Origin of the sequence: Microbacterium sp., assembly GCF_011620715.1 — a bacterium.
GTDB lineage: Bacteria > Actinomycetota > Actinomycetes > Actinomycetales > Microbacteriaceae > Microbacterium.
The window spans coordinates 1-19,761 of sequence record NZ_WOYP01000074.1; the positions used below are offsets into that span (position 1 = coordinate 1).

Here is a 19,761-nt window from a genome sequence, read left to right on the forward strand (position 1 = left end):
TTCACAGCAGACGCGACAAACCGCCTACGAGCTCTTTACGCCCAATAATTCCGGATAACGCTTGCACCCTACGTATTACCGCGGCTGCTGGCACGTAGTTAGCCGGTGCTTTTTCTGCAGGTACCGTCACTTTCGCTTCTTCCCTGCTAAAAGAGGTTTACAACCCGAAGGCCGTCGTCCCTCACGCGGCGTTGCTGCATCAGGCTTGCGCCCATTGTGCAATATTCCCCACTGCTGCCTCCCGTAGGAGTCTGGGCCGTGTCTCAGTCCCAGTGTGGCCGGTCACCCTCTCAGGCCGGCTACCCGTCGTCGCCTTGGTGAGCCATTACCTCACCAACTAGCTGATAGGCCGCGAGCTCATCCTTGACCGAAGTTCTTTCCCGACGCTGAAGATGCCTTCGCGTCGCGTATCCGGTATTAGACGTCGTTTCCAACGCTTATCCCAGAGTCAGGGGCAGATTGCTCACGTGTTACTCACCCGTTCGCCACTGATCCAGAGAGCAAGCTCTCCTTCACCGTTCGACTTGCATGTGTTAAGCACGCCGCCAGCGTTCATCCTGAGCCAGGATCAAACTCTCCGTAAAAGAATTTTGCGCGACAAGACCGGAATGGGTCGAGCCGTGCGAGTTTGATCTGACGATCGGATGTCATTGCTGACATCTCGTTTAATCTCAAAAGAATCTCATCGGCCAGACAAGCTGACCGCGAGGTTTTTTGGCATTTGACAAGTGCACGCTGTTGAGTTCTCAAGGATCGGATGCTCCTGCCTCCGGCCTCTCGGCCTTCCTGCAGGGCAACTTCTCTATCTTACGCTTCGCGATCCGCGTGTCAAATCAGCGATCCGCGACTCGAAGTCGGGAGCAGCTGTCTGTGACGACACCTCACGAAGCTAGATCTGCGGCCCTGGGTCTCGGCGATTCAGCCGGCCCGCTGGGCAACTTCTCTATCTTATCCCCCTCCGTCCGCATGTCAAATCGGCCGACCGTGACGCTTGGAGCGTCTACGAGCAGCACTCTTCGGCAGCTGAGAGGAGTGGGAACCTCCATCTTAGACCCGGAGGTCGCAACACTCAATGAGTGTCGATTCAGATAGAGGTGGTTCTCCGCTTGAGGGGGGTAAGGCTCTCGGCCTCTCCGCTTCCCTGTGGGGCGAACAAGTAATAAGTTACGTGGGTTCGGCAAGTGTGGCAAATCCGGCCCGCAGCCCGGGCGTGTCGTGCGCCGGATGCCCGGAAAGACGCGGTTTCGACCAAGGGTTACGCCCCTCCCCTGGCGTGCGCTTCGTGTGCGGCGTAGCCTCCCTGCATGGAGCCACGACGGGTATGACGCCGGGGGCATCGACCGGCCGGGAGATGCTGGAACAGGTCTGGTCGTGCCTCGGCGCCGAGCCGACCCGTGTCCAGGTGGTGCAGGAGCCCCCGCCCGAAGTACCGCTCTCCGCGCATCTCGACGTCGCCTCGCTGGCGTGGGCGAGCGTAGCCGCCGCATCACTCTCCGCTGCCGAGCTCGTCGGCGGCCGAGAGATCACGCCCGACGCCGACCGCATCGCCGTCGCATACGCGAGCGAACGGCACCTCCGCGTGGGCGGCGAAGCGCCCACGGTATGGGCACCCCTGTCTGGATTCTTCCGGTCATCCGACGGGTGGGTGCGCACGCACGGCAACTATCCGCACCACGCTGCGGCGCTTCGTCGCGGACTGGGCCTTCCCGCCGATGCCGGAAAGCATGAGGTCGCCGCATCCCTGCGCGGCCTGCCGGCGGCAGTGGCCGCGGAGGCCGTCACCGGTGCGGGAGGACTCTGTGTGCCCGTCGCGCACGAGAACGCGCCTGTCGACGCAGAGTTGCGCGACACCCCGATCATCGACGTCGCGCGGGCGGGTGATGCGCTCCCCCACCGCCGCGCGGGGGGACCGCCCGAAGCGCCGTTGCGCGGCATCCGTGTGCTCGATCTCACGCGCGTGATCGCCGGGCCCGTCGCCACGCGCACGCTCGCACTGCTCGGCGCCGACGTCCTGCGGATCGACCCGCCGCGCCTGCCGGAGCCGGAATGGCAGCACTTCGACACCGGTCACGGCAAGCGTTCGACGATCCTCGACCTCGGGGCCTCTGCGGACCGCGAGCGCTTCGAGCGCCTCCTCGCGACCGCGGACGTCGTGGTGACCGGGTACCGCGCCCGTGCGCTCGAGCGACTCGGGCTTGCACCCGCATCCCTCATCTCCCGGCATCCTTCGCTCGTCGCCGCGCGCCTCACCGCGTGGGGCGCGGACGACTCGGCGGCCGACCGACGCGGGTTCGACAGCCTGGTGCAGGCGGCGAGCGGCATCGCGTGGATCGAGTCGGACGACGGCGAATCGCCGGGCGCGCTTCCCGTCCAGGCACTCGACCACAGCGCCGGCTACCTGCTGGCCGCCGGCATTCTCCGCGCCCTCGCACGCCGGAATGTCGAGGGCGCTGGGTGGATCGTGGAGACCTCACTCCGTCGAATCGCCGCCGAGCTGCTCGGGATGCCGCGCACCCGCGACCCGCAGCCGGCTGATCGTTCCTTCGACCCCGCGCGGCACGTGCAGGAGTTCGACGTCGGAGGGCTCGGCGTGATCACGGCAGCACCCGCCCTCGCCTACGACGGGGGTCCGACCGGGTTCAGTCCGCCGCGGCGTTGGGGTCGCGACGCGGCCGAATGGCGCTGACTCGTCCGTCCGCGCGACGGGTTCTCGCACGGAGCACCTGAACCCCGATCGATAGCGCAACCGACAGCGCACCCCACACCGCGCATGCCGGGGGCAGCATGCGGTACGCCAGATGCTCGACCCGCCACTGTCCGGTGAGGGGTCCGTAGATGAGAAGGCCGATGCCCCACGCCGCGAGCAGGATCACCGGAAGCGACAGCCACCACGCCCACCGCACCGCATCGGGCACGAGCCGCGCCACGGCCACCGGGCGCCGGCGACGCAGCCACAGTATGGCCCACACCGCCAGGACCACGAGACCGATCAGCGATGAGCCGTGCTGCAGCCACTTGAACCCGGTGAGGGGTCCCCACAGCTCATCGAGCGCGGGAACCGCCTGCACGCCCCAGCGCCCTTCGTGCGTGAAGAGATCCCACACTACGTGGCTGACGATGCCGATCGCCAGCGAAGTCAGCAGGAGGAGGATGCCCCGCCAGGACACACGCGGCGGCGAGCCGGTGATCGCGAACGTCTCGCGCAGAGACACCGCGGCCCCGGCATCCCATCCTGAGGGGAGACGCTCGGCGAGGAGGGAGGGCGACAGCTCACGGACGACCGGGCGCAGCGCACACCGCCACATCAGCAGGAGGCCGAGGGCGACCAGGATCGTGAGCGGAAGCCACTCCAGGCTGTGGGTCCGTCCGTAGTGCAGCGGCATCCCGCGGAGGAAGAGGGGAAGGTCCGGCGCCATCGCGCCCACCGCGATCGCGGCGGGAACGAGCGGTGTGCGCAGGAACGGCAGCGCGACGACCGCGTGACTCGGTGTGAAGGGCATGCGCCGCCGGACTACCCTCGCACGAAGACGCCCGCGAGCGTCTTCTTGCCGCGTCGCAGCACCGACACACCACCGGGGAGCGCGCCGTGGACGACGGCAGAGTCGTCGTCGATCTTCACCCCGTCGACCGTGACGCCACCCTGGGCGATCGCACGCCGCGCCTCGCTGAGGCTCGTGACCAGTCCGGTGTCGACGAGCGCCTGCACCACCGGAGTCCCCGACGGCAGCTCCGCGTTCGGCAGCTCGCGCAGCGCACTCGCCAGCGTGACCGCGTCGAGCGCCGTGAGGTCGCCCTGCCCGAACAGGGCATCGGATGCCGCGATGGCCGCGGCGGCGGCATTCTCACCGTGCACCAGACTCGTGACCTCGAGGGCCACGCGCTTCTGCCCGATGCGGCGGAACGGCTCGGCCTCGTGTGCTGCCACCACGTCCTCGATCTCGGCACGCGTGAGGAACGTGAAGACCTTGAGCCTGTCGGCGACGTCGGCATCGTCGGTGTTGAGCCAGAACTGGTACATCGCGTACGGGCTCGTGAGCTTCGCGTCGAGCCAGATCGCATTGCCCTCGCTCTTGCCGAACTTGCGGCCGTCACTGTTCGTGATGAGCGGCGTGCCGATCGCGTGCACGCTCTTGCCCTCGGCGCGGTGGATCAGGTCCACACCGCTCGTGAGGTTCCCCCACTGGTCGCTGCCTCCCGTCTGCAGCACGCAGCCGTACTGCAGGAAGAGCTCGCGGTAGTCGAGGCCCTGCAGGATCTGGTAGCTGAACTCGGTGTAGCTGATGCCTTCATCCGAATTGAGGCGTGCGCTGACGGCATCCTTCTTCAGCATCGTGCCCACGCGGTAGTGCTTGCCGATGTCGCGGAGGAAATCGATCGCGCTCAGCGGGGCGGTCCAGTCGAGGTTGTTGACCATGCGGGCGGCGTTCTCGCCCTCGAAGCTCAGAAAGCGCTCGATCTGCGAGCGCAGGTAGCCGACCCATTCGGCGACCGTCTCCTTGGTGTTGAGCGCGCGCTCGGCCGACGGCCTCGGGTCGCCGACGAGGCCGGTCGAACCTCCGACGAGGCCGAGTGGCTTGTGACCGGCGAGCTGCAGCCTTCGCATCAGGAGCAGCTGCACCAGGTTGCCCAGGTGCAGGCTCGGAGCAGTGGGATCGAACCCGCAGTAGTACGTGATCGGGGGCCCGGCGAGCAGCGTGCGCAGGGCACCCTCGTCGGTCGACACGTGGACGAGTCCGCGCCAGACGAGTTCGTCCCAGACGTTCTCGAACGTCGGATCGATCGCAGGCGCTCTCGAGATCAGAGCGGGGGAAGACACGCGTTCGAGGCTATCAGCGGGCGGACGGATGCTTCGGCCGAGCTGTCCGCCTCGACCTCGCAGGGCGAAGAAGCCCTCGATCACGGCACCCGCCCCGGCGCTTGCGAGCGCTCGGGAGACCGCGGGTTGAGTGATCCCCTCGGCGCCCGCAAGTTCACGCTGTGTGACCCGAAGGCACCGTCCATACGCGAAGGCGACGTGTGCGCTCGCTCATTCCACCCACGACTTCGTCGCGTGCCAGCAGGTAGGCGTTGGCCACAGAGACGGTGGACTGCATGAGGGCATCCTCTCCTGGCGCCGCGGCAACCCAGGTGCGCGCCCGCGGCGCGGCGCGCTGCTGCTTGCGGTGCACCGTGTCGATCGCCTCACGCGCGGCCCACCATCCCGGTCCCTCGTCGATCGCACCGCCGGACGCTTCGATGGTGCGCACCGGACCCACTCCGAGCCCGAGCGACACTGGAGGTCGTCGGGCAGCGCGAGCTGCAGCAGCAGCGGCAGCAGCGACGCGAGCGCGTCCTGGAGGTTCTCATACGTGCCCTGCTCTTCGTCTCCCACCGTGATCCGCAGCGGCCGGGTCGTCATGCCAGACTGACCGCATGCCAGCTGGTACGACTGCGGCCCGTCCTGACGCCCCTGCCGCCACGATCGGCGCGCTCGTCCAGGCGTATGTCGGGGCACAGTGCGACGTCATCCTCGATTGCCGCGCGGCCCTCGCCGCGCAGGACGAGAGCGTGGTGCATCGTGTGCGGGTCGCGATCCGTCGGCTGCGTGCGACCCTGCGCACCTTTCCAGACGTGTATCAGCGCGTCGAGCGCGAGAGCCTCGCGAAGGAGCTGAAATGGGCGGGGATGCTGCTCGGCGAGGTGCGGGACCTCCAGGTGCTGGCCGAACGCTTCGCAGACCCGTCGCAGACTCTCGCGGTGCGACGGGTCATCGACGAGGACATCGCAACGCGACGCATCGAGGCCTGGCGGGCGGCGACCGAAGCACTTGGCGGTGCCCGCGGCGTCGCACTCTTCGCGCAGCTCGAACGCTGGAGGGAGGATGCACCGTTCGGGGCCGAGGCCGGCCGACCCGCCGCGCGCGCTCGTCACCGCGTCGAGAAAGCGGACGCGGAGGTGCGCGAAGGACTGCGCCGCACGCGCGCGGCGGCGGCTGCCGGAGACGCTCATGTCGGCGGGCTGCTGCACGACGCCCGCAAGGCGGCCAAACGCCACCGATACGCGGTCGAACTCGCCCAGCCGGTCCTGGGCTCCGAGGCGGACAAGACGATCGAGGCCCGTCAGGCGCTGCAGGACGCCCTCGGCGCGCATCAGGACGCCGTGGTCGCCCTCGCGTTCCTGCGCGCCATCGATCTCTCGGCGCAGAGCCCAGAGACAGCGCGGGATCTCCGCGCGCTCATCTCGAGCACGAGGGACGCCGCAGACGATGTCGCGGGCGCTCTGCGGGCGGCTCAGCACACGAACTGACGATCATAGACCGAGGGCGTGCGCGACCGACTGGGCCCGCGAGACGAGCTCGGCGCGCTGCTCGGTGACCCGCTCGGGAGCCGTGCCCCCCACCCCGTTGCGGCTCGCGACCGAACCCTCGATCGTGAGCACCTCGCGCACATCGGGCGACAGGTCCATCGACACGGAGGCGAGCATCGCATCGGTGACCTCCGAGAGTTCGATCCCCCGTTCCTCGCAGAGGCGCACGAGCGCGCCAGATGCCTCGTGGGCGTCACGGAAGGGCACGCCGCGGCGCACCAGCCAGTCGGCGACATCCGTCGCGAGGGAGAAGCCCTGAGGTGCCAGGTCGGACATGCGGGCAGTGTCGAAGCGGAGCGTCGCCACCATGCCCGCAAACGCGGGAAGCAGCACCTCGAGTGTTGCGATCGAGTCGAAGACCGGTTCTTTGTCTTCCTGGAGGTCGCGGTTGTAAGCAAGCGGCAGGCCCTTGAGCGTCGTGAGCAATCCGGTGAGGTTGCCCACGAGCCTTCCGGCCTTGCCACGCGCGAGCTCGGCGATGTCGGGGTTCTTCTTCTGCGGCATGATGCTCGAGCCCGTCGAGAAGCCGTCGTCGAGGGTCACGAAGCCGAACTCGCGCGTGTTCCACAAGATGATGTCCTCGGCGAAGCGCGAGACGTCGATTCCGAGCTGAGCAGTGATGTACGCGAACTCGGCGACGACGTCGCGCGCCGATGTGCCATCCAGCGAGTTCTCGGCAGGGCGGGAGAGGCCGAGCTCCTGAGCGACCAATGCCGGGTCCAGACCGAGCGATGAGCCTGCCAGCGCTCCCCCGCCGTACGGCGACACCGACGCACGGCCTGACCAGTCGCGGAGGCGCTCGAGATCACGCACAAGTGGCCAGGCGTGTGCTTGCAGGTGGTGGGCGAGCAGGATCGGCTGAGCGTGCTGAAGGTGCGTGCGACCCGGCATGATCGCGGTCGGATTCCCCTCCGCCTGCGCGACGATCGCATCGATGAGACGGAGGATGTCGCGCGCGATCGTTCGGGAGTGGTCGAGCAGATACATCCGCACGAGCGTGGCGATCTGGTCGTTGCGGCTGCGTCCTGCGCGGAGTCTTCCGCCGAGCTCGGCGCCGACCGTGTCGATCAGCGCGGACTCGAGGGCACCGTGCACATCCTCGTCGTCGGGGTCCGGCCGCAGGCTTCCGTCGACGATGCCGGCCGCGAGGGTGTCGAGCCCCGCGTGCATGCGTCGCTCCTGGTCGGCATCGAGGTATCCGGCGGCGGCGAGCGCCTTCGCATGTGCGTGGGAGCCGGCGATGTCATAGAGCGCGAGGTCCCAGTCGAAGTGCGTCGAACGGCTCAATGCGGCGAGCTCGGGTGAGGGACCCGTCGCGAATCGGGCGCCCCAGAGTGCGCCCTCGTTCGTGCCTTCGCCCTTGGTTTCGCTCATCCGCTCAGCCTATCGACGCCGCACCGTCGGTCGTGCGATGCGGTCCACGACCCACTCCAGCGGCCCGCGACCGATCAGCAGCGCCCACGCGGTGCAAGCGAGAATGAGGGTCATCGTCATCGGCCAGAACGGCTCGAGGTCGCGAAAGCCGCGCAGATCGCCGGGGTCGCCGAGCACCGTCGCGGCCACGATCGCCCAGACGAGCAGCTGCACGGTATATGCGGTGAGCGGCATCGCTCCGACGGCACGCAGCGGAAGCACGACCCACGTGAGGAAGGTGCGGCACGCCAGGAGGCAGAGCCCGATCACGGCGAGCGCGAACCCACCTGACCCGATGACTTCGAGCAGACCGGTGGAGTGCGGATCCGCCGTCCAGACGGCACTGCTGAAGGAGACGGCGCCGGATGCCGCATCCGCCCCACTGAGACCGTCCAGGCCGTAGCCCGCCAGCGCGAGCGCCGCACCCGCGCCGACCATCCACAGCTGCACGCGTGTGCGCGTGATGCCGGCCCGGGCCACGCCGAGTCCGGCGGTCACGAAGGCGATCCAGACCGGAAACGGGTAGTGCCAGCCGGTCGCGACCGAGGCCAGCTGCCCCCACGGGGTCGACCAGAACGGCAGCGCATCCAGCAGCGCCTGCAGCAACGGCGTGACCAGGGCGAGGGCGCCGGCGAGGAGGAACAGGGTGCGCGCCCGCAGTGAGACCAGCAGCAGCGCGATCAGGAACAGAATCGCGTATGCCGGAAGGATCACGTAGACGGGCACACCGGTCGCGATCAGGCCGATCCCGATGAGCCAGAGGACGGCAGCCCGCACGGCCAGATGTTCCCGTGCGAGCCGCATCTCTGCCCCGGCGAGCGGTGTGCGGCCGCCGGTCACCAGTCCGATCGACACGCCTGCGAGGGTGGCGAACAGAATCGAGGAGCGCCCCTCGACCACGGCGACCCAGGTGGCGGTGTCCGCGAAGTCGAAGTCGTCGATCCAGAGCAGGTGCGCGGCGACCATGCCGATCACCGCGAGTCCGCGGGCGAGATCGACACCGCCCACGCGCTGCGGACCGTTCAGCCGGCTCCAGCGGGTGGAGAGCCAGAGCCGATACTTCTCGCTTCGTTCGCTCAACGACCGGGGATACCCATCACTGCTGACGAAGCAGCCACACCAGCAGCGCCTTCTGCGCGTGCAGTCGGTTCTCGGCTTCGTCCCACACGACGCTCTGCGGCCCGTCGATGACCTCGGCCTCGACCTCGTAGCCGCGATCGGCGGGAAGGCAGTGGATGAAGATCGCGTCGGGCTTGGCGAGGGTCATCAGCTCGCGCGTGACCTTGTACTCTCCCAGGTCGCGCAGGCGTGCCAGCTTCTCCTCCTCCTTGCCCATCGACACCCAGGTGTCGGTGACGATCACGTCCGCTCCGGCCGCCGCCTCATTCGCATCGGTGTAGAGGGTCAGCGAGCCGCCCGTCTCACCGGCGCGACGGTCGGCATCCGCGACGACGTCCTCGCGGGGCGCGTAGCTCTCCGGCGAGGCGACCCGCACGTGCATGCCCGCGGTGACACCGGCGAGCATGTACGAGTGGGCCATGTTCGAGCGGCCGTCGCCGAAGAACGCGAGCGTCAGCCCCCGCAGCTCGCCTTTGTGCTCCTGGATCGTGAGCAGGTCGGCCAGCAGCTGGCACGGGTGGAAGTCGTCGCTCAGCGCATTCACGACGGGCACGGTGGTGCCGGCCGCCATCTCTTCCAATCCCGCCTGCGCGTACGTGCGCCACACGATCGCGGCGACCTGTCGCTCGAGCACGCGCGCCGTGTCTGACGGCGTCTCCTTGCCGCCCAGCTGGCTGTTGGCGGTCGAGATGATCAGGGGCGAACCTCCGAGATCGGCGATTCCGACCGCGAACGAGACCCGCGTGCGTGTGGAGGACTTGTCGAAGATGACCGCGACCGTCTGCGGGCCGGCGAGCGGCTTGAGCTTCCAGCGGTCCTTCTTCACGGCGACGGCAAGGTCGAGGATCTCGGACTGCTCCGCGGCGGTCAGATCGTCGTCACGCAGGAGGTGCCGGGTCATGCCCCCGCCTCCCGAGGCGCCGCGTCGAGGACGAGGGCGTCCTCGACGGTGCGCAGCGACGCGCCGAACAGCTGGAGGAACTCGTCAACCTCGGCATCGCCGATGTTCAGCGCAGGCACCAGCCGGATCGTCTCATCGTTCGGCGCGTTGATGATCAGCCCGTGCTCCTGCGCGGCGGCGACGATCGCCTTGGCGACGGGATGCCGCAGCCCGACACCGATCAGCAGGCCCCGGCCGCGGCATCCGGCGACCAGTGGCGAGTCGAGCGCGACGATCGACTCGCGCAGCTGCTGCCCGCGCTCGGCGGCGTTGCGCACCAGCCCCTCGTCTTCGATCTCGCCGAGCACGGCGGACGAGACGGCGGTTCCCAGGGCGTTGCCGCCGAAGGTCGAGCCGTGGGTACCTGGGTAGAACAGGTCGCTCGCGTGCCCGAAGGTGATGAGCGCCCCGATCGGGAAGCCGCCGCCGATGCCTTTGGCGACGGTGATCGCGTCAGGGGTGATGCCGGCGTGCTGGAACGCGAACCACTCCCCTGTGCGGCCGGCGCCGGTCTGGATCTCGTCGATGATCAGCAGCGCCCCGTGAGCCTCGGTCAGCGCACGCGCGGCCTGCAGGAACCCCTCGGGCAGCTCGACGACGCCGGCCTCGCCCTTGATCGGCTCGACGAAGAGGGCGGCCACCCGGTCATCGAGCGCAGCCTCGAGGGCTTCGATCGTCGAGTCGATGAACTCGACGCCGGGAGTCATCGGCAGGAAAGGCGCCTGCATGTAGGGCTTGCCGGTCAGGGCGAGCGTTCCCATCGTGCGGCCGTGGAAGGCATCGGTCAGGGCGAGGATGCGCGGCTTGTCGGCACCGCCATGCAGTCGGGCGAGCTTGAACGCGGCCTCGTTGGCCTCGGCTCCCGAGTTGCCGAAGTAGACGCGCCCCGAATCGCCCGTTCCTGCGAGGCGCTTCAGCCGGGCGGCGAGCTCGAGCTGGGGCGGCGTGGCGAAGTAGTTCGACACGTGCGCCAGGGTCGCCGCCTGCCGGGCGATCGCCTGGACGAAGACGGGGTGGGCGTGCCCGAGCGAGTTCACCGCGATCCCGGCGAGGAAGTCGAGGTAACGCCGGTCGTCGGCATCCCACAGGTAGGCGCCTTCGCCGCGGACGAACAGCGCCATCCGGTCGCCGAAGCTGCGCACCAGGTCGCGTCCTGCGTCATCCTGCCAACTCATCCGAGCACCACTTCCGTTCCGATTCCCTTGCTGGTGAAGATCTCGACGAGCACCGAGTGGGGCACACGGCCGTCGATGATCGCGGCCGTCTCGACGCCGCCCTCGACCGCGTCCAGGCACGCCTGCATCTTCGGGATCATGCCCGATTCGAGCGTCGGCAGCATCGTTCGCAGCTCCGCGGCGGTCAGGTGCGAGACGAGGGAGTCGCGGTTGGGCCAGTCGGCGTAGAGCCCGGGCACATCGGTCAGCACGACGAGCTTGGCCGCGCCCAGGGCGATCGCGAGGGCCGCGGCTGCGGCATCCGCGTTCACGTTGAGCGAGTGGCCGGCGTGGTCGAGGTCGGGCGCGATGCTCGAGACGACCGGGATGCGACCGGCGGCGAGCTGGTCGTGCACGGGCTGCGGGTCGACCTCGACGACATCGCCGACGCGACCGAGATCGTGCTCGACGCCGTCGACGATGACCCCGCGCCGCCGCCCGCCGAACAGCCCCGCGTCCTCGCCTGAGAGGCCGGTCGCGTGCGGGCCGTGCGCGTTGATCTTCGCGACCAGCTGCGGGTTGATCTGGCCGGTGAGCACCATGCGCACGACGCTGATCGCCTCGGTGCTGGTGACACGGTAGCCGCCCTTGAACTCACTCGGGATGGCGAGCCGGTCGAGCATCGACGAGATCTGCGGTCCGCCGCCGTGCACGACGACGGGTTTGACCCCGACGTAGCGAAGGTAGGCGACGTCGGCTGCGAACGCGTCCTGCAGCTCGTCGCTGACCATGGCGTTGCCGCCGTATTTGATCACGATGACCTGGTCGCTGAAGCGCCGCAGCCACGGCAGCGACTCGATCAGGGTCGCGGCTTTGGCGCTCGCCTCGGCGGGATCGGTGTCTTGCAGATCGATATCGGTCATGTCGCGTATGCGCTGTTCTCATGGACGTAGTCGTGCGTGAGGTCGTTCGTGAGGATGGTGGCTGTGGCCTCGCCGACGCGGAGGTCGATGAGCAGATCGGTCGCGCGGGGCGTGAGGTCGACGTCCTCGCGTGAGGCGTCGGGCGCGCCCTGGCTGCACACGCGAACGCCGTTCATCCACACATCCACGTCGTACGGGTCGAATTCGGCGGCCGTCGTGCCGATCGCGGCGAGCACCCGGCCCCAGTTCGGGTCGTTGCCGAAGATCGCGGCCTTGAAGAGGTTGTTGCGGGCGACCGAGCGGCCGACCTCGACCGCGTCGGATTCGGATGCCGCATGCACGACCCGGATCGTGATGTCGTGGCTCGCGCCCTCCGCGTCGCCCTGCAGCTGCTGCGCCAGGTCGAGGCACACCTCGGTGAGGGCCGCCGCGAAGTCCGCAGGCTCGGGGCGGATGCCGCTGGCCCCGCTCACCAGGAGCGTGACCTGGTCGTTTGTGGACATGCAGCCGTCGGAGTCGAGGCGGTCGAAGGTGATGCCCGTCGCGCGGCGCAGCGCCGAATCCGCCTCGGCTGCCTCGAGCACCGCGTCGGTGGTGATCACCACGAGCATCGTCGCGAGCCCTGGTGCCAGCATCCCGGCGCCCTTCGCCATGCCGCCGATCGACCAGCCTTCGCTGGCGACGACCGAGCGTTTCGGCTTCGAGTCGGTCGTCATGATCGCCAGGGATGCCGCTTCGCCGCCGTCGGCGCTGAGCTGGGCGATGCCCTGCTCGGTGCCGTCGAGGACCTTGGCGCGGAAGACCTCGTCACCGGTGCCGATGAGGCCCGTCGAGCAGATCAGGACGTCACCCGCACTGATGCCGAGCAGCTCAGCCGCCTTCTCGGCGGTCTGGTGTGTCGTCTGGAACCCGAAGGAGCCCGTGAAGCAGTTCGCTCCCCCGGAGTTGAGCACGATCGCCTCGACGACGCCGTCCTGGATCACCTGCTGCGACCAGATGATCGGGTTGGCCTTCGCGCGGTTGCTCGTGAACACCGCCGCTCCGAGCTTGAGCGGTCCACGGTTGACGACGACGGCGACATCGGGCCCGCCGCTGGACTTGAGACCGACCGCGACGCCGGCCGCTTCGAATCCCTCGGGTGCGGTGACGCTCACGGCGTTGTTCCTTTCACGGCTCGTGCGCCGGCGTCATCCGCGACAGTCGCGGCGTTCACGGGGCGGTCCCATTCACGGTGAGGGCCGTCGCCTCGGGAAGGCCCAGCGCGATGTTCATGGACTGGATGGCCGCGCCGGCGGTGCCCTTGACGAGATTGTCGAGTGCAGCGACCACGACGACCCGGTTGGCGGGCCGGTCGATCGCGAGGCCGATGAGCGCGGTGTTGGCGCCGAGGACGTCGGCGGCGCGCGGGAACTGACCCGCCGGAAGAAGCTGCACGAACGTCTCGTCGCCGTACGCGGCCTCCCACGCGGCACGGATATCGGCATCCGTCGCACCCTTCGCGATCGGCGCGGTGCTCGTGGCGAGGATGCCGCGTGACATCGGTACCAGGACCGGGGTGAACGAGATCCGAATGCCGTCGTCGGCGTGCCCTCGGTCGGAGAATCCGCCGTGCGTCGGATGATCGTCGCCGAATCCTCCGACATCGGCGCGATCTTCCGACGCACGTGCGGCTGCGAGCGCCTGGCGGATCTCGGGGATGTGCCGATGCGTGCCGCCGACCGCGTACGGGTTGGCGCTGCCGAGGATCTCGCTGGCGAGCAGGTTGGTCTTCAGGCTCCTGCCCGCGCCGCTCGGCCCGACCGCGAGCACGCTGACGATGTCGGACGGATCGATGACTCCGGCCGCGACGCCCGGGGCGAGGCTCAGGCTCACGGCGCTCGCGTTGCAGCCCGGCGCGGCGATGCGCGTGGCTCCGGCGAGGTGCTCGCGCTGCTTGCGGCCGCCGACGAGCAGTTCGGGCACCCCGTAGGTCCACGGGTCGTGGAAGTCGCCGCCGTAGAACCGGTCCCAGTCCGCGACCGACTCGAGACGGTGATCCGCTCCGGCGTCGATCACCAGGGGCGTGTCCGCCAGGGCGTCGGTGAAGCTCCCCGACTGGCCGTGCGGCAGGGCCAGGAACACGATGTCGTGCCCCGCGAGCACCTCGGGGGTCGACGGCTGCAGAGAAAAGTGCGCGAGCGAGCGGAGGTGCGGCTGGTGCTGGATGAGGGGCTGCCCCGCGTTCGAGTGCGCGGTGACGGTGCGGATCTGGACGTCGGGATGTGCGGCGAGGATCCGGAGGATCTCACCGCCCGCATAGCCGGATGCGCCGGAGACGGCGACCGAGTATGTCATGGATTCCACCTTAGAGTCTGGGGTCGTGGGCTTCAGACGGCGACGCCCACAGCTCCCCTGATCCGAGGTGCGTTGCGTCGCCTAGAATCGGCGTCCGGCCAGACGTCGGCGCGCGGGAGCGACGCTCGGAACGAGCGTGGCGGAGAAGTGCGCAGCCGAAGGCATGGGCCGACGATAGCCTCTGCGGCGTCGGCACCGCAAATCACGCGGGTGCGGCCCTACTCACGCAGTGCCGCCCCGAAGCGCTCGGCGGCGACACCGACGCCTGCGAGCTTCGCCGCGGTCGCCTCGGCGGCCGTGAGCGTGCGGTCCGGCGCACGGAAGCGCAGCGCGAACGTGAGGCTCTTCGCACCGTCGGGCACACCCGCGCCGCGGTAGTCGTCGACGAGGCGCAACGACTCCAGGAGAGCGCCGGCGCCGTCGACGAGAGCAGCCCGAACATCGGCGGCCGGCACGTCGTCGCCCACGACGAGCGACACGTCCTGGGTCGCCGCCGGGTAGCCGGAAAGCGACGCGGCGACGACCTTCTCCCCCGCGAGCGAGAGCACGCGGTCAAGATCGAGTTCGGCGACGGTCACCCGGCCGGGGAGGTCCGCGGCCTCCGCCACGGCTGGCAGGAGCTCGCCGACGTACCCGACCTCGGTCGTGCCGACCGAGAGCACCCCGGTGCGTCCGGGGTGAAGCGCAGCGCGCTCACCCTGGGCGACGTCGATCGTCACTCCTGCGGCGGACGCGATCGTGCGGACCGCATCGAGGGCGTCGGCGAGACCCGCGGCGGCGGCGGCCGCGCCGGGCTGCTTCGGGGCGATCCAGCCGGTGAGCAGGACGGCGACGTGCCGGTGCTGCGGCGGGATCGACGCGTCCAAAACGGCGAGGGTCGCGGCATCCGGTCGCACCGCGAGAGGTGGCACGAACTCGGTGCCGTACGTCACGCCGGGCTGCGGAAGGAATACCGTGCCGATCTCGAAGACCGCGAGATCGGTGAGCCCGCGTGCGACGTTGCGGTGTGCGACCCGCAGCATCGCCGGGACGAGGCTGCGGCGCAGGAACGGCGCCTGTCCGTCGAGCGGGTTCGCGAGCTTGACGCTCGGCAGGTGCCCGCCCGACGCCGAGCCGTGCAGGTCGTTCTCGTCCTCGGTGGTGAACGGGAACGACGGGGTCTCGACGTACCCGGCGGCGGCGAGCGCATTGCCGACGCGGCGGCGCCCCTGCTGCGCAGCGGTCAGGCCGTGACCGGACGGGGGCGTGGGCAGGATCGAGGGGATGCGGTCGTACCCCTCGATCCGCGCGACCTCTTCGGCCAGCGTCCACTTGTCGGTCAGGTCCGGCCGCCACGACGGCGGGAAAACGACGAAGTCGCCCTCGCGCTCGCGGACGGCGGCGCCGATCATCTCGAGCGCCCCGACCACTTCATCGCGCGTGTAGTCGACGCCGATCAGTCCCTCGACGAATCCGAAAGGAAGCTCGATCCCGGGGAACTCGTAGCCGGTCAGCAGCGCGCCGCCCTCCCGGTCGTCGGTGCCGCCCGCGTAGGCGACCATGAGGTCCACCGCGCGCTGGGCAGCGACGAACGGGACGTTCGGGTCCACTCCGCGCTCGAAGCGGCGCGAGGCCTCGGACGGCAGCTTGTGCCGGCGCGCGGTGCGGGCGATAGTGACGGGATCGAACGTCGCCGCCTCGATCAGCACGTTCCGGGTCGACTGCGTCATCTCGGTCGTGCCGCCGCCCATCACTCCGGCCAGGCCGATCGGCCCGGACTCGTCGGTGATCAGCAGGTCCTCGACGTGGAGGTCGCGGACCTTGCCGTCGAGGGTCTGCAACTTCTCCCCCGCGCTCGCACGCCGCACGGTGATGCCGCCGGTGAGCGTGTCGAGGTCGTAGCCGTGCAGCGGCTGACCGAGTTCGAGCATCACGTAGTTGGTGATGTCGATCAGGATGCCGAGCGAGCGGATCCCGGCGAGCGTGAGGCGCGCGACCATCCACGACGGCGTCGGCCGCGTCGGGTCGACGTCCCGCACGATGCGGGTCACGAACTCGGACGCGCCGACCCGGCCCCGGATCGGCGCGCCGTCGGCCACGACCGACGTGAACGCGTCGGTGGTGTGCGACACGTCGGCCCACGCGCGCACGCCGGGATCGCGGAAGTCCGCACCGGTGGCGTGCGAGTACTCGCGGGCGACGCCGCGGATCGACAGCGCGTAGCCGCGGTCGGGCGTGACATTGATCTCGACGGCCACGTCGTCCAAGCCGAGGAGCGAGATCGCATCCGTGCCGATGGGAGCGTCGATGCCCAGCTCGACGAGGCGCAGGATGCCGCTGTGCTCCTCGCCGAGTCCGAGTTCCTTGGCCGAGGCGATCATGCCGTCGGAGACGTGCCCGTAGGTCTTGCGGGCTGCGATCGGGAACGGACCGGGAAGGACCGATCCCGGGAGCGTCACGGCGACCTTGTCGCCGACGAAGAAGTTGCGCGCGCCGCAGACGATGCCGTGCACGGCCGGTCCGCCGTCCGCAGCGGTCTCGCCCTCGGGCGCGACCTGGACCTGGCACCAGCGGATCGTCTTGCCGTTGGACTGCGGCTCCTCGACGAACTCGAGCACCTGACCGACGACGATCGGGCCCTGCAGCTCGAAGCGGTGCACGTCCTCCTCTTCGAAGCCGACGCGCACGAGTGCGGCCAGCACGTCCTCGGGGGCGGCATCCGCCGGCACATCGACGTACTCACGCAACCACGAAAGCGGGACGCGCATCAGACCACCATTCCGAACTGCTCGCTGAAGCGCACATCGCCCTCGGCCATGTCGCGCATGTCCTGCACGTCGCTGCGGAACATGAGCGTCCGTTCGATGCCCATCCCGAACGCGAAGCCGGAGTACTGGTCGGGATCGATGCCCGCCGCGCGCAGCACGTTGGGGTTGATCATGCCGCAGCCGCCCCACTCGATCCAGCGCGCGCCGCCCTTGAAGGTGGGGTGCCAGAGATCGAGCTCGGCGGAAGGCTCGGTGAAGGGGAAGAAGTTGGCGCGGAAACGCGTCTTCGCCTCCGGCCCGAACAGCACCCGCGCGGCGTGATCGAGGGTTCCCTTCAGGTGCGCCATGGTGATGCCCTTGTCGACGACGAGTCCTTCGAACTGAGTGAAGACCGGAAGGTGAGTGGCGTCGAACTCGTCGGTGCGGTACACGCGACCGGGACACAGCACGTAGATCGGCAGGTCGCGCTCGAGCATCGAGCGCACCTGGACGGGGCTCGTGTGCGTGCGCATCACGAGATGGCGGTCCACCGGATCGACGAAGAACGTGTCCTGCATCTGACGAGCCGGGTGGTCGGCGTCGAAATTCAGCGCATCGAAGTTGAACCACTCGTGCTCGAGTTCGGGACCCTCGGCGATCTCCCACCCCATGCCGACGAAGATGTCCGCGACCTGCTCCTGAAGGAGCGAGATCGGATGCCGCGCCCCGACGCGTGCGCGTGCGGGCAGCGCGGTCACGTCGATGCGCTCGGACTCCAGCCGCGCCGCTGTCTCGGCCAGCGCGACCTGCGACTCACGGGCGGCCAGCGCCTGCGCCACCCGGCTTCGGGCTTGACCGACGAGCTTGCCGAACTCGGCCTTGCGCTCGGGTGCGACCTCGCGCAGGCGGGCGTTCAGTTTCGCCAACGGCGACCCTTCCGCGGTGTGGGCGGAGCGGGCGGCCTTCAGGGCGACACTGTCGGATGCGGCACCGATGGCGTCGAGGGCGGCATGGACGGCGGCATCCACCGCCTCCGGCGTGATCTCGGCGGGCGCGTTGTCGGGTGAGTCAGACACGAGAGTCGAGTCTACCGACGGCGGGCCATCGGCCCGCCGTGTCAGCGATCGGCGCCGCCGGCGCCCTCGCCGCCGTAGAACCCACCGGCCGTTGCGTCGTACTGGCCGAGCCCCTTGTTCGCCGCGATGCGGTCGGCATTGCGCGCGCTCAGCTCGAGGATCGTCTGGGTCGGATCGATCGCGGTCTTGTCCCCGCGTCCCCGCGTGCCGCCGCTCGCCGTGCGGCGAGACAGCCAGCGAGCGAACCAGGACAGGGTCAGGTTGAGCGCCAGGTAGATCGCCAGGGTGACCAGGAACAGCGAGAAGATGTACCGGTTGCCGTAGAAGCTGCCCAGGTTGTTCATGTTGTTGCGGATGATCTCGTTGTACCCGACGATGTAGCCGAGCGAGGTGTCCTTCAGCAGCACCACCAGCTGAGCGACGATGATCGGCAGCATCTGGCGGAACGCCTGCGGGAATTCGACCAGCATCTTCGACTGGAATTCCCGCATCCCGATGCTCAGTGCCGCCTCGCGCTGCCCGCGTGGGAGCGCGACAAGGCCGGCCCGAAGCGCCTCGCCGATCAGGGTGCCGTTGTAGAGGACGAGCGCGATCACGACCGCCCAGAACGCTCCGGTCGAGGCGACCAGGAGGATGAACAGCATCATCAGCAGCACCGGCATGCCGCGCAGGAACTCGATGAGCCACCCGGTAGGAATCCGCAGCCAGGCGATCGACGAGCTGCGCATGAGCGAGAGCAGGACACCCAGCGCGATCGCTCCGACGGCGGCGACCGCGGCGGCCTGCAGCGTGGCCACGATGCCGCGCCCGATCGAGCCCCACAGCTGGGTGTCGAGGAAGATGCTCCACCGGGTCGAATCGAACATGCCGGGGAGGGTGATGCCGCCGGACTCGCGCGGGGCGGCGAGGGTGATGATGATCCAGGCGAGTCCCGCGAGGATCACGATCAGCGAGAGCACCGAGGCGATCCGCGAGTTGCGCTTCGCCTTGGGTCCCGGCGCGTCGAACAAGACGCTGGTGCCGCTCATCGGCGCACGACCCATCGCTTCTCGAGCTGCCCCGCGGCAAGCCCCAGGGGGACCGTGACCACCAGGTACAGCGCAGCGGCGGTGAAGAGGATGGGCAGCACGATGTTGCCGTTGTCATTGGCCAGCTGCCGGGTCGTGGCGAACAGCTCGACGACGAAGAAGCCGCCGGCGACCGAAGTGTTCTTGGTGAGGGCTATGAAGACGTTGATCAGGGGCGGCACAGTCATGCGGAACGCCTGCGGCAGCACGACGAGCGACACCGTCTGGCCGAAGCCGAGTCCGATGCTGCGGGCGGCCTCGGCCTGCCCGAGCGGGACGCCGTTGATGCCGGAGCGGAGGGCCTCGGCCACGAAGGGCGACGTGTAGTACGTGAGAGCGATGAACGCCAGCAGCACGTACGGCAGACGCACGCCCAGCATGGGCATCACGAACGCGGTGAAGAAGAAGATCAGGGTGAGCGGCGTGTTCCGCGCGATCTCGGTCCAGAACGCGGCCAGCCCGCGCAGGGCGGCGACCGGCGAGATGCGCATCGCGGCGATGAGCGTCCCCAGGATCAGGGCGAGCACACCGGAGACTGCAAGCAGGAGGAGGGTCACGCGGAAGCCCTCCCAGAACTCGGGCAGCAGTGAGATCAGCTGTTCCATGGCCCTCCTCTCGGGTCGTGCGGCGGTCAGGAGCGGATGCCCCGGGTCGGCGTGTCGGC

General features: G+C 69.1%; 16 protein-coding genes and 1 rRNA gene. 2 read left to right on the forward strand and 15 right to left on the reverse strand.

Going from position 1 to position 19,761, the window contains the following annotated elements:
* Positions 1 to 584: ribosomal RNA gene (locus QZV84_RS07135) — 16S ribosomal RNA — on the reverse strand; the annotation flags it as partial.
* A 737-nt stretch (positions 585 to 1,321) separates the two neighbouring features.
* Here QZV84_RS07135 and QZV84_RS07140 point away from each other — a divergent pair.
* On the forward strand, positions 1,322 to 2,686 hold the full coding sequence (locus QZV84_RS07140; RefSeq protein ID WP_292827465.1) for a CoA transferase: 1,365 nt from the start codon (positions 1,322 to 1,324) through the stop codon (positions 2,684 to 2,686).
* Here QZV84_RS07140 and QZV84_RS07145 read toward each other — a convergent pair.
* The 3 genes from QZV84_RS07145 to QZV84_RS07155 form a co-directional block, all read right to left on the reverse strand.
* The gene (locus QZV84_RS07145) at positions 2,640 to 3,500 is read right to left on the reverse strand and encodes a DUF4184 family protein (protein ID WP_292827468.1); all 861 of its coding nucleotides are present in this window, start codon (positions 3,498 to 3,500) and stop codon (positions 2,640 to 2,642) included. The two genes, QZV84_RS07140 and QZV84_RS07145, sit on opposite strands and share 47 nt — an antisense overlap.
* 11 nt (positions 3,501 to 3,511) lie before the next feature.
* On the reverse strand, positions 3,512 to 4,816 hold the full coding sequence (gene tyrS / locus QZV84_RS07150; protein WP_292827471.1) for a tyrosine--tRNA ligase: 1,305 nt from the start codon (positions 4,814 to 4,816) through the stop codon (positions 3,512 to 3,514).
* 154 nt (positions 4,817 to 4,970) lie between these two features.
* Positions 4,971 to 5,246 (reverse strand): hypothetical protein, encoded by a 276-nt coding sequence (locus QZV84_RS07155; RefSeq protein ID WP_292827474.1) that lies wholly within the window; start codon positions 5,244 to 5,246, stop codon positions 4,971 to 4,973.
* A 166-nt stretch (positions 5,247 to 5,412) separates the two neighbouring features.
* On the opposite strand from QZV84_RS07155, the gene QZV84_RS07160 reads away from it, so the two are divergent.
* Positions 5,413 to 6,285 (forward strand): CHAD domain-containing protein, encoded by an 873-nt coding sequence (locus QZV84_RS07160; RefSeq protein ID WP_292827477.1) that lies wholly within the window; start codon positions 5,413 to 5,415, stop codon positions 6,283 to 6,285.
* A gap of 3 nt (positions 6,286 to 6,288) precedes the next feature.
* On the opposite strand, the gene argH is transcribed toward QZV84_RS07160, so the two are convergent.
* From argH to QZV84_RS07215, 11 genes are all read right to left on the reverse strand, one after another.
* On the reverse strand, positions 6,289 to 7,719 hold the full coding sequence (argH, locus tag QZV84_RS07165) for an argininosuccinate lyase (protein WP_292827481.1): 1,431 nt from the start codon (positions 7,717 to 7,719) through the stop codon (positions 6,289 to 6,291).
* Between the two features lie 9 nt (positions 7,720 to 7,728).
* Positions 7,729 to 8,838, reverse strand: coding sequence for a heparan-alpha-glucosaminide N-acetyltransferase domain-containing protein (locus QZV84_RS07170; RefSeq protein WP_292827484.1), 1,110 nt, complete (start codon positions 8,836 to 8,838; stop codon positions 7,729 to 7,731).
* 16 nt (positions 8,839 to 8,854) lie between these two features.
* Complete coding sequence (argF, locus tag QZV84_RS07175) at positions 8,855 to 9,778, reverse strand: ornithine carbamoyltransferase (RefSeq protein WP_292827487.1); 924 nt, start codon at positions 9,776 to 9,778, stop codon at positions 8,855 to 8,857.
* The gene (locus QZV84_RS07180; protein WP_292827490.1) at positions 9,775 to 10,992 is read right to left on the reverse strand and encodes an acetylornithine transaminase; all 1,218 of its coding nucleotides are present in this window, start codon (positions 10,990 to 10,992) and stop codon (positions 9,775 to 9,777) included. The genes argF and QZV84_RS07180 overlap by 4 nt, the downstream gene beginning before the upstream one ends.
* Positions 10,989 to 11,894 (reverse strand): acetylglutamate kinase, encoded by a 906-nt coding sequence (gene argB / locus QZV84_RS07185; protein ID WP_292827493.1) that lies wholly within the window; start codon positions 11,892 to 11,894, stop codon positions 10,989 to 10,991. Before argB ends, QZV84_RS07180 begins: the two co-directional genes overlap by 4 nt.
* On the reverse strand, positions 11,891 to 13,048 hold the full coding sequence (argJ, locus tag QZV84_RS07190; protein ID WP_292827496.1) for a bifunctional glutamate N-acetyltransferase/amino-acid acetyltransferase ArgJ: 1,158 nt from the start codon (positions 13,046 to 13,048) through the stop codon (positions 11,891 to 11,893). The genes argB and argJ overlap by 4 nt, the downstream gene beginning before the upstream one ends.
* Before the next feature lie 55 nt (positions 13,049 to 13,103).
* Entirely contained in the window at positions 13,104 to 14,228 is a 1,125-nt protein-coding gene (locus tag QZV84_RS07195; protein ID WP_292827499.1) for an NAGSA dehydrogenase family protein, read from the reverse strand.
* 218 nt (positions 14,229 to 14,446) lie between these two features.
* Positions 14,447 to 16,975, reverse strand: a complete 2,529-nt coding sequence (gene pheT, locus QZV84_RS07200; RefSeq protein WP_292827502.1) for a phenylalanine--tRNA ligase subunit beta — start codon at positions 16,973 to 16,975, stop codon at positions 14,447 to 14,449.
* Positions 16,975 to 18,030 carry a phenylalanine--tRNA ligase subunit alpha gene (gene pheS / locus QZV84_RS07205; RefSeq protein WP_292827505.1) on the reverse strand — a complete coding sequence of 352 codons (1,056 nt, stop codon included), beginning with the start codon at positions 18,028 to 18,030 and terminating at the stop codon, positions 16,975 to 16,977. Before pheS ends, pheT begins: the two co-directional genes overlap by 1 nt.
* Positions 18,031 to 18,071: 41 nt before the next feature.
* Positions 18,072 to 19,058 carry an amino acid ABC transporter permease gene (locus QZV84_RS07210; RefSeq protein ID WP_292827508.1) on the reverse strand — a complete coding sequence of 329 codons (987 nt, stop codon included), beginning with the start codon at positions 19,056 to 19,058 and terminating at the stop codon, positions 18,072 to 18,074.
* Positions 19,055 to 19,702, reverse strand: a complete 648-nt coding sequence (locus QZV84_RS07215; RefSeq protein WP_292827511.1) for an amino acid ABC transporter permease — start codon at positions 19,700 to 19,702, stop codon at positions 19,055 to 19,057. Before QZV84_RS07215 ends, QZV84_RS07210 begins: the two co-directional genes overlap by 4 nt.
* Positions 19,703 to 19,761: the final 59 nt, after the last annotated feature.